Annotated in this window: 14 protein-coding genes and 1 tRNA gene; 7 read left to right on the top strand and 8 right to left on the bottom strand. The window is 41.6% G+C overall.

Annotation, left to right across the window (positions count from 1 at the left end):
• Positions 1-32: 32 nt before the first annotated feature.
• The gene (gene dnaK / locus LBB20_01530; GenBank protein ID MDR2735505.1) at positions 33-1,979 is read right to left on the bottom strand and encodes a molecular chaperone DnaK; all 1,947 of its coding nucleotides are present in this window, start codon (positions 1,977-1,979) and stop codon (positions 33-35) included.
• Positions 1,980-2,201: 222 nt separating this feature from the next.
• On the opposite strand from dnaK, the gene LBB20_01535 reads away from it, so the two are divergent.
• Positions 2,202-3,098, top strand: a complete 897-nt coding sequence (locus LBB20_01535) for a hypothetical protein (GenBank protein ID MDR2735506.1) — start codon at positions 2,202-2,204, stop codon at positions 3,096-3,098.
• On the opposite strand, the gene LBB20_01540 is transcribed toward LBB20_01535, so the two are convergent.
• The 4 genes from LBB20_01540 to LBB20_01555 are packed head-to-tail and all read right to left on the bottom strand — an operon-like array spanning position 3,056 to position 8,189.
• Positions 3,056-3,400: a histidine triad nucleotide-binding protein gene (locus LBB20_01540; GenBank protein MDR2735507.1), complete on the bottom strand. Its 345-nt coding sequence runs from the start codon at positions 3,398-3,400 to the stop codon at positions 3,056-3,058. The genes LBB20_01535 and LBB20_01540 overlap by 43 nt on opposite strands.
• A gap of 52 nt (positions 3,401-3,452) precedes the next feature.
• Complete coding sequence (gene dnaE / locus LBB20_01545; protein ID MDR2735508.1) at positions 3,453-6,971, bottom strand: DNA polymerase III subunit alpha; 3,519 nt, start codon at positions 6,969-6,971, stop codon at positions 3,453-3,455.
• A 59-nt stretch (positions 6,972-7,030) separates the two neighbouring features.
• Positions 7,031-7,519, bottom strand: coding sequence for a type II secretion system GspH family protein (locus LBB20_01550; protein MDR2735509.1), 489 nt, complete (start codon positions 7,517-7,519; stop codon positions 7,031-7,033).
• 7 nt (positions 7,520-7,526) lie between these two features.
• Positions 7,527-8,189 carry a hypothetical protein gene (locus LBB20_01555; protein ID MDR2735510.1) on the bottom strand — a complete coding sequence of 221 codons (663 nt, stop codon included), beginning with the start codon at positions 8,187-8,189 and terminating at the stop codon, positions 7,527-7,529.
• Positions 8,190-8,376: 187 nt separating this feature from the next.
• Here LBB20_01555 and LBB20_01560 point away from each other — a divergent pair, with 187 nt between their 5' ends.
• Both LBB20_01560 and LBB20_01565 read left to right on the top strand, forming a co-directional pair.
• Positions 8,377-9,306 (top strand): hypothetical protein, encoded by a 930-nt coding sequence (locus LBB20_01560; protein ID MDR2735511.1) that lies wholly within the window; start codon positions 8,377-8,379, stop codon positions 9,304-9,306.
• 250 nt (positions 9,307-9,556) lie between these two features.
• The gene (locus LBB20_01565) at positions 9,557-10,300 is read left to right on the top strand and encodes a hypothetical protein (GenBank protein MDR2735512.1); all 744 of its coding nucleotides are present in this window, start codon (positions 9,557-9,559) and stop codon (positions 10,298-10,300) included.
• A gap of 33 nt (positions 10,301-10,333) precedes the next feature.
• On the opposite strand, the gene LBB20_01570 is transcribed toward LBB20_01565, so the two are convergent.
• Positions 10,334-10,954 (bottom strand): ATP-dependent Clp protease proteolytic subunit, encoded by a 621-nt coding sequence (locus LBB20_01570; GenBank protein ID MDR2735513.1) that lies wholly within the window; start codon positions 10,952-10,954, stop codon positions 10,334-10,336.
• 67 nt (positions 10,955-11,021) lie between these two features.
• A complete protein-coding gene (tig, locus tag LBB20_01575; protein MDR2735514.1) occupies positions 11,022-12,437 on the bottom strand; it encodes a trigger factor in 1,416 nt (471 codons plus the stop codon).
• Positions 12,438-12,551: 114 nt separating this feature from the next.
• Between tig and dxr the strand changes: the two genes are divergently transcribed.
• Both dxr and LBB20_01585 read left to right on the top strand, forming a co-directional pair.
• Entirely contained in the window at positions 12,552-13,691 is a 1,140-nt protein-coding gene (dxr, locus tag LBB20_01580) for a 1-deoxy-D-xylulose-5-phosphate reductoisomerase (GenBank protein MDR2735515.1), read from the top strand.
• A gap of 57 nt (positions 13,692-13,748) precedes the next feature.
• Positions 13,749-14,165 (top strand): bifunctional nuclease family protein, encoded by a 417-nt coding sequence (locus LBB20_01585; GenBank protein MDR2735516.1) that lies wholly within the window; start codon positions 13,749-13,751, stop codon positions 14,163-14,165.
• A 29-nt stretch (positions 14,166-14,194) separates the two neighbouring features.
• Here the strand turns inward: LBB20_01585 and LBB20_01590 are convergent, their stop codons facing one another.
• Entirely contained in the window at positions 14,195-14,863 is a 669-nt protein-coding gene (locus tag LBB20_01590; GenBank protein ID MDR2735517.1) for a MarC family protein, read from the bottom strand.
• A 180-nt stretch (positions 14,864-15,043) separates the two neighbouring features.
• Between LBB20_01590 and LBB20_01595 the strand changes: the two genes are divergently transcribed.
• Together LBB20_01595 and LBB20_01600 are read left to right on the top strand one after the other, a co-directional pair.
• A tRNA-Pro gene (locus LBB20_01595) sits at positions 15,044-15,120 on the top strand.
• A 113-nt stretch (positions 15,121-15,233) separates the two neighbouring features.
• Positions 15,234-16,058, top strand: a complete 825-nt coding sequence (locus tag LBB20_01600) for a glycosyltransferase family 2 protein (protein MDR2735518.1) — start codon at positions 15,234-15,236, stop codon at positions 16,056-16,058.
• Positions 16,059-16,062: the final 4 nt, after the last annotated feature.

The raw sequence follows: 16,062 nt of genomic DNA on the forward strand, positions 1-16,062 counted from the left end.
AATTGTTTATCCATAGATCTACCCATCTCAATTCAACTAGGACTTTTTTTCTCATCTATAACTTCAAAATCAGCGTCCATAACACCTTCTGGTTTTTCTGACTTTTCTGATTTTTGATTCTGGTCCGATGACTGTGACGCCCCATCATTTGACCACTGGGGTTGCACATTCTTGTACATTTCCTGAGCCATATCTTGGAAAACCTTCGTCAATGCTTCCTGGGCAGATTTCAGTTCCTCCACCGATGCCTCCTTATTTTCAAATACTTTTTTGGCATCGCTCACCGCCGCTTCAAGTTTTTTCCTATTTTCCTCGGAAAGCTTATCTGCCGTATCTTTTATCTGCTTCTCGGTTTGATAGATAAACGAATCTAGGTGATTTCTAGTTTCAACTTTTTCCTTTTCTTTTTTATCCGCTTCGGCAAATTTTTCTGCTTCCTTCCTAAGCCTCTCGACTTCCTCGTCGGATAATCCCGAAGCACCGGAGATAGTGATGTGTTGATTTTTACCACTACCCAGATCCTTGGCCGATACATTTAAAATACCACTGGCATCAATGTCAAATGTAACTTCTACCTGGGGCAAACCCCTTGGAGCTATGGGAATACCGTCTAACCTAAAGATACCAAGCATCTTATTGTCTCTAGCCATGGGACGCTCACCTTGTAAAATTTTTATATCCACAGCGGTCTGGTTATCAGCATAGGTAGAAAACACCTGGGTTTTTTTAGTAGGAATCGTGGTATTACGCTCTATCATCGGTGTGGATACACCGCCGGCGGTTTCTATACCCAGAGTCAGTGGTGTCACATCGAGTAGCAGCACATCGGTGACTTCGCCTTTCAGCACACCGCCCTGGATTGCCGCACCAATGGCAACGACCTCATCCGGATTAACACCCTGATTTGGGTCTTTTTCAACTATTTGCCTAGCAACTTCAATGACCTTCGGTGATCTGGTCATTCCACCGACCAAAACCAATTCATCTATATCCGAAGCGTTAAACCCAGCATCTTTCAGACAATTTTTGCAGGGAGCAATGGTCCTTTGGCAAAGATTATCACAGATTTTTTCCAGCTGAGATCTGGTCAAGGTGACATTAAGATGTTTTGAGCCACTGGCATCTCCGGCAATGAATGGCAGATTCACATCAGTTTGCTGAGCCGACGACAGAACAATTTTAGCCTTCTCAGCTTCTTCCTTAAGCCGTTGATGAGCCACCGGATCATTTCTTAGATCAATACCATTTTCTTTTTCGAAACCATCGGCTAACCAGTCGATGATTGCTTTATCCCAATCATCACCACCGAGATGTGTATCTCCATTGGTGGCTTTGACCTCAAACACACCATCTCCAATTTCTAGGATTGACACGTCAAAGGTGCCACCGCCAAGATCGTAAATTGCAATCTTTTTTTCGCCTTTTTTATCCAATCCATAGGCCAAAGAAGCTGCGGTCGGTTCATTTATAATACGCAAAACCTCCAATCCGGCGATCGTTCCCGCATCCTTGGTGGCCTGGCGCTGGGCATCATTGAAATAGGCAGGTACGGTTATGACGGCCTGGGTAACTGTCTCACCCAGATAGGCTTCTGCATCAGCTTTTAGTTTCGATAAAATCATTGACGATATCTGTTCCGGTGAAAATACTTCGATTTTATCACCTATTTTACACTGGACGCAGGCAGCACCATTTTCACCTTCCACCACCTTATAGGGCAGTGAATCGGCCAATTTTCTAATCTCAGAGTATTTATGACCAATCAACCGTTTTGCTGAAAAAATAGTATTTTGCGGATTTGTAATCGCTTGACGCTTAGCAGTTTGCCCAACAAGCCTATCGCCAGACTTTGTAAAAGCAACCACCGATGGGGTTGTCCTCGCTCCCTCGGAATTTGGAATTACAACCGCCTTACCACCCTCCATGACGGCCATACATGAATTAGTAGTACCAAGATCTATGCCTAAAATTTTTGCCATAATTTATTTATTAACTCCTAGCTACATAAATAACTAGCAATTTTTGTTCCCAAAAAGCAAAATGATCTAAATTTTTTTTCAAAAATCATCCAAATCCCCAGGTCGAACGGAGAAATTTTCTCGATTAAATCATTAGTATTATCCATTTGGCTACCAATACAGAAGAAATAAAATGATTGATACTTATATAAATTGGAACAACTTTCTAAAAAATTAATCTCTATGTTTGGTTTTCTATTATGGCCTTTTAGGGCTTTTAAGGTTTTATTCAGGACCGTATCAACGGTAAAAAAATTGATTGCTCTGCTGATTAGTACAATTTTTATAGTTTCCATTTTTTTGCTATTGATGGCATCGCTTATCAACCTATGGCTGCCAACGGCCATTAGGATCTATTCCAAGTATAAATATAAATCTCCAATCATCATAGAAAAATCTCAGTGCAATGTGTTTAAAGGCATTGTAGATCTTAGGAATGTTATTATACAAAACCCGAAGGGTCAATTTAAGTCCATTGAACTGGCAAAGTTCAGCCGCATATCAGGAAAATTAATCCACCTGTCACTGCTAAAAAGCAACACAATTATCAATGACATAACACTAAACCTTAGCGAGTTGTGGATTGCAAATCCACCGGTAGCAATAACCAATATAGATGTATACATCGACAGCCTCATGCTGAGCAACGCTAACAAGAAAGATAGGGATGAAAAAGACCACATCGATTTTATCGCCCAAACGGCTATGGTTAAAATCGAAGCCATCAGCATCAATAGCAATAAATCCAAAGAAAGCAAAAAACTCACAATAAATTACTCAAAAGAGTTTCATAATGTATCTTCATTCAAAAATGTTGCAAAGCAAATATACGGAGATCTTTTTGTATATGGAATTGGTGAAAATGTCTCGTCACTTTTTTCTTTACTAAAAAAAATACCTGGGTCGAAACCGGCTTCTAATGCAATGAAGTCCGTCAATAGATTTTTTAAAAAAATCACCACAGGGTCTACCGATGCTACGAAAGAAAACATAAACGCAGCCAATGGTCAACAACCAAGTCTTGATCAGACAACCATTCAGCCTGGAGGCCAGGACATCGGTCTGCCAGCCAACAAATGAACGTGTAGATGGGGCACCGTTTCTCCGGCCATCGGACCATTATTCAGGACCAGCCGAAAGCCGGATCCAAGTGACCTTTTTTTCGCAAAATCCCTGGCGGCCAGCAGGAGTTTTCCAATAATAACTACATCCTCATCGGTTGCCTCCGAAACCCGTGGAATGACCTTTTTGGGAATGATCAACACATGGGTCGGTGCCTGGGGATTTATATCATTGATCACCAGGCAAAATTCATCTTCAAAAAGTATTTCGCTTTTAACCTCGCCGTCGATGATTTTCTGAAATATCGTCCTATTTTCCATGGTTCTAACTGTAAGCAACCAGGAAAAATTTGTACAATGTTTTTTATAGTCTTCATGATTTTCTTAAAATAACCGGTACACCCAGCTCGATGTCAACGTCCACAGAGGGGTTGGTTTTCATCAATATGGCTAATTCACTTATCGAAGCGCAACAGGTTAACGACAACGGTAATTTAATCGGCAGAACCTGACCTTCACTGAACCTGAAGCTTAAAATAACTTCGGCCGAGCCAGGATTGCTCTGCAAATAGGAATTTATTTCGGTCAATGCCGACTTCACATCACCACCGACACAATCCATTTTGAATATAATTTTTTTTACATTTTTTTTCAATGAGTCAGAAACGGTGTCCATCGAAAAAACGCTGTATCTAACCTCATCATTACTTTTCCTTACCGTTCCGGTAACAACCACTACCTGGGATTCGATCAAATTAATACTAACGGTTTCATAGGCATCGGAGAAACAGTTAAAAGAAAACTTCCTGCCTATGGTTTCCAGGCAGAAAGTGGCCCACAGTCGCTTATCTTTTTTCGTAATTCTTTTTTCAATGGAATTCACCACGCCGCATAGCCGGAACACCGATCCATCCGCCAACCCTTCCATGTCCGCCTCGGCCGGATAGTTTATTTTATGGGTCCAATTGCTAAATTCGTCCAATGGATGGCCACTTATGTAAAATCCAAGCAGCTCTTTTTCATGCCTAAGTTTATCCAGACTAGACATCAGCGCACCGGTGGTAGTGATACGAACATTAACCGCCTCATCCTCAGCGAACATATCGAACAGGGTTGCCTGGCCAATATCCCTGTCCTTCTTCAATAAAAATGCTTCGGTGACAACGGCTTCGGCCGACTCCATAAGATGGTTCCTATCGACACCGAAGGAATCAAAAGCACCACTCAATATGAGACATTCCAGCACCCGCTTGTTGATTAAACGTAGATCAACTCGCCGTAAAAAATCCACAAAATCCAAAAAATTACCGTGTTGCCCACGTTCGGAGATTATGTTTTCCGCCGCCGCATCACCAACACCTTTTATAGCTCCAAGTCCAAATTGAATGCAACCATCTCGCCATTTTGGCGTAAAGCTACCCAGTGAACTGTTTATATCAGGGCCCAGGACTGGAATTTTCATCCTGGAGCATTCACCGATGCCATAGGCCACCTTCTCCGCATTGCCAAGCTCCGATGATAGCACCGCGGCCATGTACTCTACCGGATAATTGGCTTTCAGGTAACCGGTTTGATAGGATATTATTCCATAGGCAATCGAGTGCGATTTATTGAAGCCATAGCCAGCGAATTTTTCCAGAATTGAAAATATTTCTTCAGCCTTCTCCCTTCCTATACCGTTATACTTTTTAGCACCGGCAATAAAGTCAGCTTTCTGGGCATTCATTACATCCAACTTCTTCTTACCCATGGCCCTACGTAAAATATCCGCACCGGCAAGGCTATAGCCGGCTATAACCCTGGCGGCTTCCATAACCTGTTCCTGGTAAACCATTATACCATAGGTTTCACAGCAAATATCCTGCAAAAGAGGATGCGGATACTTTATCTTCGACGGATCATTTTTCCCGGCAATATAATCATCGATCCAATCGCTTGGCCCGGGCCTATATAGGGCACTAATGGCGCTAACATCCTCTATGCACCACATATTGAACCGCTTGCACAATGCTCTCATGCCCACAGATTCGCCAAGTTGAAAGACACCTATGGTTTCGCCACTGTTAAGCAGGTCGTAGGTTTTTTTATCATCCAGAGGAATATCCTCGATGCGAAAGGATTCCAGGCCATCCCGCAGTCGGATGTAATTCTGCGCATCGTATATTACGGTAAGGGTTTTCAGGCCAAGGAAATCCATTTTCAGTAATCCCAGCGCCTCTATGGGATCTTTTGAAAACTGGGTGGTTAGAATTCCGTCCTGCAATATTACTGGAACCATTTCCGCCACAGGCTCTTCTGTGATTATAACCCCGGCCGCATGGGTTCCGATGTTGCGAACGGTGCCTTCGATAATCCGGCCCTGGTCCAAAATTTTTGCAATGTTTGGCCGGGTTTCTACTTCCAGCGCGAGCTCCTTTGATTTTTCCAGAGCAAGATCCAGGGTCATATGCAGCTCGTCCGGGACCATCTTAGCAAGCCTATCTGCTTCGGCATAGGGTATATCGTGAACACGACACAGATCCCGGATTACCATCTTTGTGCCGAAGGTACCAAAGGTTACTATGTTCGCCACATGATCCTCACCGTATTTTTTACGCACATAATCTATCACCTCTCCGCGCCTACGCATACAGAAGTCTATGTCAAAATCCGGTGGAGAAATGCGTTCAGGATTGAGAAATCGCTCAAAAAGCAGACCAAACCTAATCGGATCGATGTCAGTTATTTTGAGCAGATAGGCCAGAACACAACCGGCTCCTGACCCGCGCCCCGGTCCCACCGATATGTGATTTTTTCGTGCCCAGTTGACAAAATCCCAGACGATCAAAAAATAATCAACGAAGCCTGTTTTTTCCAAAATACTCAGCTCATAGTCCATCCTGAGGATGATTTCCTTCCGGCGCCTAGCATCTTCGCCGGATTCACCGATGCCACCTGGATCCTGGTAGTCCAGCCCATATCTTTCTTTGAGACCACTACAGCATAATGACTTAAGGTAATCAACGTTGCTTTCAAAATTCAACTCCACCGGCCTAGGAAATACCGGATAGTGATTTTCCCCATATCTAAGCGAAAAGTCACACATGTCGGCAACAAGCAGCGTATTATCCAGGCAATCTGGCCGCTCGCCAAATACCAACTCCATCTCCTCCCGCGACTTAATATACAACTGCCGGGTTTGCATACGCATGCGTTTTTCATCGGACAGTTTAGCACCGGTTTGTATACATAGCAATGCATCATGGGCTTCCCAATCCTGCTGATTCACATAGTGAGAATCGTTTGTTGCAACAATTTTTACATTAAATTCATCGCCTAGCTCAAACAATTTTTTTGAATAATATTCCTGCTCCTGGGTTCCGTGGTTCTGCACCTCGATGAATAACCGGTCTCTGCCAAAAATGTCCAATAATCGAGCCAATCCATTTCTCGCCGATGTCGGATCCTCGTTCAGAATCATCGAGGACAAATAGCCTTGGTAGCAACCGGTTAGACAGATTAAATCGGCCGAATGCTCGGCAATGGTCTGCCAGTTGATTCTCGGCTTATAATAAAAACCTTTTAGCTGGGACAAGGACACAAGCTTCGACAGATTTTTAAACCCATTCTCATTCATAGCAATGAGTCCCATATGATACAGAGGAAATTTCTCTTTGATTGTAAAATCGGCCTCGTAGAGTGTATATAACTCGCAGCCAACCAACGGCTTAATGTCAAATTTCTTGCATTTTTCCAGGAAATCTGGCACGCCAAAGATGTTGCCATGATCGGTCATCGCAACGGCTGGCATTCCAATTTCGCTGACTTTGGCGCATAATCTATCACACCGACAGGAACCATCCAGTAGGCTGTAATCGGTATGAACATGTAGATGGACAAAATTGTTCTTCACTGTTTCCTATCATCTTGACCACCCATGGCTAAGTCAACGAGAATGAAAAGCCATTGGTTTTACATTTTAGTCCTGGAATAGTAAAAATTTTGAAAAATATGTTTCGGCGAATTAGGCTTAGATTTCGCTGGATTTGTAGGTGAACAAGCGGATAGCCTTATGGTCAAATCATACAACCCAAATACACCGGCCAGCGAATTCGTTGCATCCTTTGTAAATGAAATTACAAAAACTTCATCATCCCAGTGCAAGGCTAGACTGGAAGCATCTGCGGTCACGGAAGTTTTACAAATACTTTTACCGGCTATGGTTTCCAGCCGTCTCATCAAGAACATCGTTTTTGGTTCATAGGAGCTAAATGCGTCATCGGATATAATGGCCAAAAAATTTTTCTTGGCATTGATCAATTTCACCATATTTCTGCTTGCATCCAGTGCAGCAATCTGACTAACCCAAATGGTTAAAATGGCAGGCAGGGCTACGCCAATCACACCTATTGCCAACAATACTTCCAGCAGAGAAAATCCAATTCGTTTGTGCCTTTGCATAGGTAGCTCACTGGAGTAGCTTGATGATTTTATCCGGGGAATCCAATGTGGTAATAATACCACCGGGTAGTAGTACACCACCGCAAACCTTTGTGTCTTTTAAGAACTTAACACTGAATTTATTAGAAGCATCCGCTTTACAGGAGCCGGCTCCAACAGCATAGAGTATAGGCTTGACCGAGGAAGATTCCATTGGCATTCCAACGCTATCTATGTCCCGAAAGGCCATGGTTAAGGTTTTGCCACCATCGGTAAATAAGCAGTTGTCCCAGAAATACCTAGCATCCGATGCCCCGGGTAAAATATTTCTAACGTAAGTCTTTGGTATGAAAAATGTATGCCGTGGAAGCAAAATCTCCTTTTGTTTTTCCAGGATCGTCTGGCCTCCATCACCGGTCTTTTTGAGGGCAACTATGATCTTTCGATGGGAATATTCGGAATCATCGGACACATCAATCATGAACCGAACCACCGAATGATAATATATGGCACGAAACCTAGCATAGTTCATGGCCTCGAAAAAAATCCGCTCGGCGGCTCTCACAGATTCCACACCGTCGTCCCGGCGAAACAACTTACTGCCGAATCCTACAATCAAAACTATGATCCCAAGAGAGGAAACTATTTCCACCAGAGTGAACGAATCCAATCTATTCTGATACCGCGACATACAATCTTGGTTATTATTTTCTATATCAAGAACTTAGCAACTATATTATCCCGTCGGTCTGCTTATCGGTTTTTCTGGCATTGCTTCATAACAGACTTATGAAGAGGATATTATGTAGCAAATGGCTTACATTGGCTGTCAAGAAAAACTTGATAATTTTTATAAACTATGACACCCTAGTTTTATTATGAGTAAAAGTGCAAAAAAAATTATTTTGTTGTGTTTCCTTATGTCGGTGATTAACCCGGCAAAAGCAGACTGGGACGAATGGCTAAGAAAGGAAGTATATAGTAAATGGATCTATGGTCGCAATGAGAGTGATAAGTATGCACGATCAATTGCAATTCCCAGAAGTAACTTTTATATAAGTATTAATAACTATCTTAAAGCAGGCGGTGAAGAAAGTAAATTACATACTCTTCTAGGTTATGATTCTGGTTATAATTCCAACGGTATCAACGCTAGTGTAGCTAATTTATGCTTTGGATTTATTGAAAAATTGGAAGAATTTCTTCGTAGTATTTGCGAATATAATAAGAAGCATTTACCAAACGAAGAAATTAATAAATCTATCCTATGGTTGCCAAACCTATTAAGTGGCAGTGTGGGAGATAGATATCCCAAGAAATTACAGGAAAGACTAGATGAAGGGTTGTGCAAAGTGTTTGATTTAAAAAGTGTGGCCAATGTAGCTAACGTTTTACATAAGCGTATATATTCTATACTAATGAAAATCGTTGAAGAATCTTTTAAACATAAAAATTCAGAATTTTCATTAGGGTCTATAAATATAATAGAACGTATTTGTAACAAGCTTACAAATAGCGGATATAGTATAGAATTAGAGCCAGTCAAACAAAGACTGCAAAAGATAGCAATACACATAACAAACACAAGTGCAGACAACAGAGCTAGAGCTGAAGTAGTGCTTTCTGATAATGAAAAAACTAATTTGGCCAATGCTAATGGCAACCACACAACCCATGTCAAACCAACAGCCAAGGATGAATCTGCTAGGGTTAATAACATTATTGAAACAGCAGCAAAAGCAAAAAATAACCATAAAGCCCCAGCCAGTAATAGTAAATCCACCAGGGGTCGTAGAAAAAAACAGTAACCGTGTTAGCCAGGGTGTTGGGGTAGAACCCAACTACTCCAAAACCAAAAAATCCCAGCCCTAAACTGAACTGAAAATAGGTCTATCGAAAGAAAACAGGTCAAATGTGTTCAAAAAACAATCGGAGCTAATGTCAGTTATGGATGGTCGTATTTACAACCAAATGGATTTTATTTTTGACGGAGTAATATACCTCTACAGGGTGTAAAATATTGACAATATTCAATAAATATAACAGAATACATATACAATGAAGACGAGATGGTTTGTCGTATTGGTTTGGTTTTTATCACTGGTTGTTTCTGCCAATGCGAATCCGTGGCGTGATTGGATATTACAACAAAGGAATGGTTACTGGGGCTATAGGAATATTCTACCTAACGAAAAAGCCATCTATTCTAATCAATATCTAAAATTCAATTATTCGAAAACAGAAAACCTTCACTATTACATAGAGTTATGTAGATCAACATCGGATTTTTTTACAAGATTGGAATTATTTTTTCATGAAGTGGCCACATATAATAACCTGAACTTTCCACAAGAAATAAATAATGAACATCTTCCAGTCGTATGGTTACCTTATTTGCTAGGTGGCTCTATCGGCGACTATTATCCTGATCGCCTAGCCGCAATACTGAAAGAAGCCTTAGTTATACTTTTTGATTTGCCGTTGAATGACATAGGTCATGCCATATCTGAATTTATCTGCAAACCAGTTATGTGGGCCATCTCACTGGCCTGCGAACATTCGGGCAAGGATTTTACCGATGAGACTATAAAAATTCTTGAAGATACATATAATAAACTTGTAAACATTGGCTGTGATATGATAAATTTTGATCAAATCATAAAAAATAAAAGGACCGAGATGAGACAATTTCAGATGGGTATATCTCCTGAATACCCAAATGAAATCAATAAAATTTTTACAGACGTTGGGACCGATGCCATAAATAGCAACACCCATTGGATGGGTTGCACCTTGCTCTAGGCCAATTACTTATGACGATGGTTATGGTATAATCTAGGTCTCTTCAGGTTTTGGTTTGCTCTTTATCACCTCATCGACAATGCCATAGTCTTTAGCTTCGGCGGCTACCATAAAGTAATCCCTATCAGAGTCCTTCTCAATTTTTTCCACCGGCTGACTCGTACACTCCGAGAGTACCATGTTCAGGGTCCTTTTCCAACGTAAAAGTTCCTTGGCGGCAATGGAAATATCCGATGTTTGACCACCGGCGCCACCCGAGGGTTGATGTATCATAACCCTACTGTTAGGCAATGCGTAACGTTTACCTTTTGTGCCAGCAGCTAGCAATACGGTCGCCATGCTGGCCGCCTGGCCCACGCAGTAGGTAACCACATCGCAATTCATAAATTTCATCGTATCGTAGATGGCCATGCCAGCGGTAATGCTACCACCAGGAGAGTTTATATAAAGGTGAATATCCTTTTTGGGATCTTCCATCTGCAGAAACAAAAACTGCGCCACGATGGCATTGGCAACGAAGTCATCTATCGATGTCCCAAGAAAAATTATCCGGTCCTTTAACAGGCGACTATATATATCCCAAGAGCGCTCTTGTCTGCCATCTCGTTCATAGACATAAGGTAATGGAAGATAATGTGCATTAAGTGTTTTCATAATTATTCGACTCTTTTTCTAAATGAAGTACTTTTTTCATGCATAAACGACCAAATTATCCCTGGCATCATCGGCTACGCCTGGGCTTCTCCGCCTCTGCCTTTCCAGCGCCCAACTCCTCCGACTCGTTATTTGAAGTTTCCTTTGAACCGGTTCCAGCCGGATCCTGGTGATGCTTTGTGTTTTCCATAATCAAGAAATCCAATGTTTTGCTAAATAATGCCCGCCTTTGCAAATCCTGAATCCTAATCCTATCATTTTTTATTTCATTTACCAGCTTCTCCGGTGTGGTGTGCAACATAGATGCTTCCTGCATAATCATTTGGCTTAGTTCATCGGCGGACACGGTGATTTTTTCCTCAATGGCAATTCGCTCCAGGATAAAATTTATCTTGGCCCTATTTCGAGCAATATCTTCGGTGTCTTTATACAGCACATCCTTGTGTTTTTCCAGCTCAGCCGGGGAAACCCCTTCCTGGACCTGTCGCTCCCAAAATGTCCTAAAAATTTGAATCCGTTCATGCTCTACGGCGCTTTCTGGAACTTCAAAGTCCACACTATCAATCAATTTTCTTACCAATTGCTCTCTCTGTTCGAACCGGCCCATTTGTACCTTACGGGCCTTCAAATCATTAACAATTTGGGTCCGCAACTCTTCGATGGTCTTTGCTCTTAGTTTCTCAAATAACCTATCATCAAGCGCTGGCAGAACCTTTTCCCTTACCTCAAAAACATGAACATCATACCTAGCTGTCTTGCCAGCAAGAGCTTTTACGGAAAAATCTTCCGGAAATGTGGTTTCAATTTCCCTATCCTCATCGGCTTTCATACCAATGATACCGTCGATAATTGCTTTAACACCAGGTGAATCCTCAGCACCGGCCTCTTCCCAGGTACTTTTTTGCTTACCCCAAATAGGCAGTACAGCATCCAGCTTAGAAATCTCCGAACCGTCAGTCAGTAGGCCGCGGTAGGATAGCCTCAAAAAATCACCTTTCCTGGCTTCGCGATCCACGCTAATATAGTCAGCATTATGGTTTCTTATCTGCTCCAGGGCATTATCTATTTCATCATCGCTAACCTCAGCACTGATCGGTTCGAACTCTATGTTTTTATAATCGATCAGTTTAAAATCTGGCTTAACATCTATGGTCATAACCAGCTCTTTCTCGCCACTTGCCTTATCGTTGGAATCAACCTTGACCACTGAAAAAATCCGAACATTGTGCTCCTTGGTTACAAACTCCATGGCTCTGGAATATAATTGTCTGTCAAGCCTGGCCTTTACATCCTTTGAAAACTTTGCACGTACAATAGCCTCTGGCACATGACCCTTTCTAAATCCAGGCATCTTAGCATCCCTCGAAATCGCCTTAATCAACAGGTTCTCTTCATTTTGCGCCTCATCTTTACTAATGGTCATGGTAAAAACCTTGCGCACACTGCCCACATCTTTTATTTCACTTTTCACCGTACCGAACACTAAATTTATGACTCAACTGAGGTCTAAGTAACACGACATCACAGTCAATATTATAAAAAAACAAATTTATTCTCGCGAATCTATGGAGGAGGATTTTTGTACAAGTTGTTATATATGAAAAGCAAAGTAATACTCCTCGGGGCAACCGGCTCGATCGGAAGTAGCGTATTAGAAGAACTGAGGGAACACAGACAACACTTTGAACTGGTTGGGATTGCAGCCAAAACCAATCTAAATAGGCTCGCCGAAATATCCGGTGAATTTTCCGTTAAAAATCTAGCTATCAGCGACGGTGAAAGTGAAAAACTGCATGAACTTTGTGCAGATTGCAGGGTATTTAGCGGTGAACAGGCCATGGATGAGCTTGTCTCTAACATCGATTTCGACATATTCATAATGGCTGTGAGCGGTCTAGCCGGCCTTAGAGCCACACTGAACGCTATCTCATTAAAAAAGAAGATACTAATTGCCAGCAAAGAAATACTTGTGACGGCAGGGAAGTTTCTATGTGCCCAGGCAAAAAAAAACAACGTTGAACTCCTACCAATTGATAGCGAACACAATGCAATTTTTCAATGCCTTGCCGGTGAGGACAAAAAGTCCCTAAGACAGGTATGGCTAACTGCCTCCGGCGGCCCATTCCTGGATTACGATACCGATGCCTTGGATTATGTAACTCCACAACAAGCACTTAAACATCCGACCTGGCGTATGGGGCAAAAAATCACCATAGATTCGGCAACGCTGGCAAACAAAGGATTGGAAATGATCGAAGCCCGGTGGTTGTTCGATCTAGCTCCACAGCAAATCAAAGTCACAATACACAGGCAAAGCCTGGTCCATTCCCTGGTGGAATTCCTGGATGGGTCAATTATTGCCCAAATTAGTGAAAAATCCATGAGATTTCCCATAAGAAATTGTCTTTTTTATCCCCATAGACAACCAAGCTCACAAAAGACCGTTTCGTTCTCCGATCCAATAAATTTCAGCTTTGAACCACCGGATGAAAAGAAATTTCCATGTCTTCGACTCGCGAAACTGTGTCTAGAGGCCGGCGGTATTATGCCAACGGTCTTCAATGCAGCCAACGATACAGCTGTCGAGTTGTTTTTGGAAGATAAAATAAAATTTACCCGCATTCCAACACTTATAGAACAGCTGATGAATGGTACAGAAAACTTTGAACCAGAGTCCATTGATGAAATAATCACCTGCCATATGGCCATCAAAAAAATCGCACAAAATTTGGCATAATTTGATATTTTGTTACATTTTCTTGATTTAATTCATACTTTGCCTATAGTCTCACCCATGGATGTCGTGGGAGTGGGATTATTAGCAGTTATTACATCCGTTAGCGTAACAACTCTGCTTATAGGTAATGAAGAAAAAGTATTTGATATACATATATCGCCACTGTCGGGTAAAGCAATTATGGATGCCATAGGCAAAGAGAAATTAGCTCGACCGTCGACCCATATGCTGCTCAGCAACGCAATAACAGTGCTTGGATACAAAATTTCATCCATTATAATCCATTCTGCTAAAGATTCGGTTTTTTTCGCCAAAATGCGAATGACCGGTACCGTTGATAGTAAAAGACATCTGGATCTAGACTGTAGACCCAGTGACGCCATCACACTATCTATAATCGACGATATACCACTTCTGGTTACTTCGAAACTCTTTAATCTCGTGGGCCAATCTCAAAACCTGGCATTGCTATAAAAGATATAAAACGATCACCGAGATCATTTCTATTTTTTGGGTAATGCGGGCTGACTAATGCTTGTCTCGGCCTGAATCTTAGCTTTATTGATCACACCATTAATGCCATTCATCATAAGCTGTATACCCAGGGCAAGCATAAATAAACCGGACAATTTGTAACTCAATTTTACAACAGTTGCTGGTAATTTACGTACACTTTTTACCGCCACAAGAAAGACCAAATACAGGCAATACACCGCACAGGTTACGGCCAATAAAAATACCATAAGTGACGCAACATTCTTAGATTGGCCATTCTCGGCTATGGAAAATGCAACCGCACCGGGCCCAGCTATTATGGGAATTCCCAGTGGGATTATACCTATCGCTGGGTTAGCCAGAGACTTATTTCCCGCGCCTTCGGCCACTTTTTCCATCGGATCCTTGCCCCGAAGCATTCCAAAGCCTACCATAATGAATATCAATCCACTAGATATGTTAAATGAGTTAATACCTATGCCCAACGCTCTAAAAATCCATTCACCGGTGGTGGCAAAAAATACCAAAACAGCCCAGCCCACCAAACAACTAATATACGCCGTCTTTACCTTTTCTCTTTCGATATAATGCGGCGTCATACTTATATATAACACCACCGCCGCCAATGGGCCAATTTCCATAAAAACATCCTTGAATGACCTAACAAAAAAATTCATATTAAATTAATCCTAACACCGTCGATAACTTTATCTACTCAGAAAAGCAATCTAGATCACCCATGGCATGAGTCAAGAGAATTGTTATAAAAAATAGGAAAAATATCTAGTAAAATCATATGTAAAAATTTATTTTTATTGCAAAATTTATTAATTATTTGTGGTTATATATGAAAACCTCGGGGCGTAGCTCAGTCTGGTAGAGCGCATGCTTTGGGAGCATGATGTCATCGGTTCGAACCCGGTCGCCCCGACCAAAAAAATTTGTTGAATATTGGATATTGGATTTAGTAAATTATATAATAGATTGGCTATCGAATAAAAGAATTGACCACTTTGATTTTTATGAAAATATTGTAAATGATCATTAATGATGAGCAATAGATTGCCGATTAGCGCTGTTATTATAGCTAGTAACGAAGAAAAGAACATATCTCGTTGTTTAGATAGCGTTCACAGCTGGGTGGAAGAGATCATTGTGGTCGTAAATGATTGTGTCGACAGAACCGTCGAAATAGCCGAAAGTTATGGCGCAAAGGTAATAGAACATCCCTGGCAAAACTTCCGGGACCAAAGGAATTTCGCCAAGCAACTGGCCACCAAGGATTGGATCCTATCCATCGATGCCGATGAGGCTGTATCAGAAGAACTTAGGTCATCTATACTGATGTTCGTCGCAGACAATGACAAACGATACAATGGCGCTGAATTTAAAAGAATTGTATTTTTTTTGAATAAATGGATACACCATGGTGACTGGTACCCCGACCACTGCAGGAGACTTTTCAGAAAAGATTACGGCTACTGGGCTGGTGGGCTCGTCCACGAACAATTAAAGATAGATGGCAAGGTCAAGTTGTTGAATGGTAACCTGTTACATTATACCTACGATTCCACCAGGAAGCATATCGAGATGATGCTGAAATACACAGACCTGTTTGTGGAAGACCATAAACTAGATAAAGTTGACATTTGGTCCATAGTGGCCCATGCGCTGTGGAAAGTTTTTCGATGCTATGTGATAAAATTAGGATTTTTGGACGGATTTCATGGCATGTACATAGCCATATCCCAGGGATTTTTCACATTATATAAATACACACGCCTGCTCGAATATCAAAGCGCCCAGGCAAAAAAGCAAGCCTCCAAATTAAAATCCAAAGCAGAAAAAGCAGAAAAAGCACAAGATGAATAGTAAT

It is taken from the genome of Puniceicoccales bacterium, assembly GCA_031283585.1.
Classification (GTDB): domain Bacteria; phylum Verrucomicrobiota; class Verrucomicrobiia; order Opitutales; family LL51; genus JAIRTH01.

Excerpts from the sequence above, each read along its gene's own strand:
- dnaK (MDR2735505.1), bottom strand. The coding sequence starts at position 1,979 with ATGGCAAAAATTTTAGGCATAGATCTTGGTACTACTAATTCATGTATG.
- LBB20_01535 (MDR2735506.1), top strand. The coding sequence starts at position 2,202 with ATGTTTGGTTTTCTATTATGGCCTTTTAGGGCTTTTAAGGTTTTATTC.
- LBB20_01540 (MDR2735507.1), bottom strand. The coding sequence starts at position 3,400 with ATGGAAAATAGGACGATATTTCAGAAAATCATCGACGGCGAGGTTAAA.
- LBB20_01550 (MDR2735509.1), bottom strand. The coding sequence starts at position 7,519 with ATGCAAAGGCACAAACGAATTGGATTTTCTCTGCTGGAAGTATTGTTG.
- LBB20_01555 (MDR2735510.1), bottom strand. The coding sequence starts at position 8,189 with ATGTCGCGGTATCAGAATAGATTGGATTCGTTCACTCTGGTGGAAATA.
- LBB20_01560 (MDR2735511.1), top strand. The coding sequence starts at position 8,377 with ATGAGTAAAAGTGCAAAAAAAATTATTTTGTTGTGTTTCCTTATGTCG.
- LBB20_01565 (MDR2735512.1), top strand. The coding sequence starts at position 9,557 with ATGAAGACGAGATGGTTTGTCGTATTGGTTTGGTTTTTATCACTGGTT.
- LBB20_01570 (MDR2735513.1), bottom strand. The coding sequence starts at position 10,954 with ATGAAAACACTTAATGCACATTATCTTCCATTACCTTATGTCTATGAA.
- dxr (MDR2735515.1), top strand. The coding sequence starts at position 12,552 with ATGAAAAGCAAAGTAATACTCCTCGGGGCAACCGGCTCGATCGGAAGT.
- LBB20_01585 (MDR2735516.1), top strand. The coding sequence starts at position 13,749 with ATGGATGTCGTGGGAGTGGGATTATTAGCAGTTATTACATCCGTTAGC.
- LBB20_01590 (MDR2735517.1), bottom strand. The coding sequence starts at position 14,863 with ATGAATTTTTTTGTTAGGTCATTCAAGGATGTTTTTATGGAAATTGGC.
- LBB20_01600 (MDR2735518.1), top strand. The coding sequence starts at position 15,234 with ATGATGAGCAATAGATTGCCGATTAGCGCTGTTATTATAGCTAGTAAC.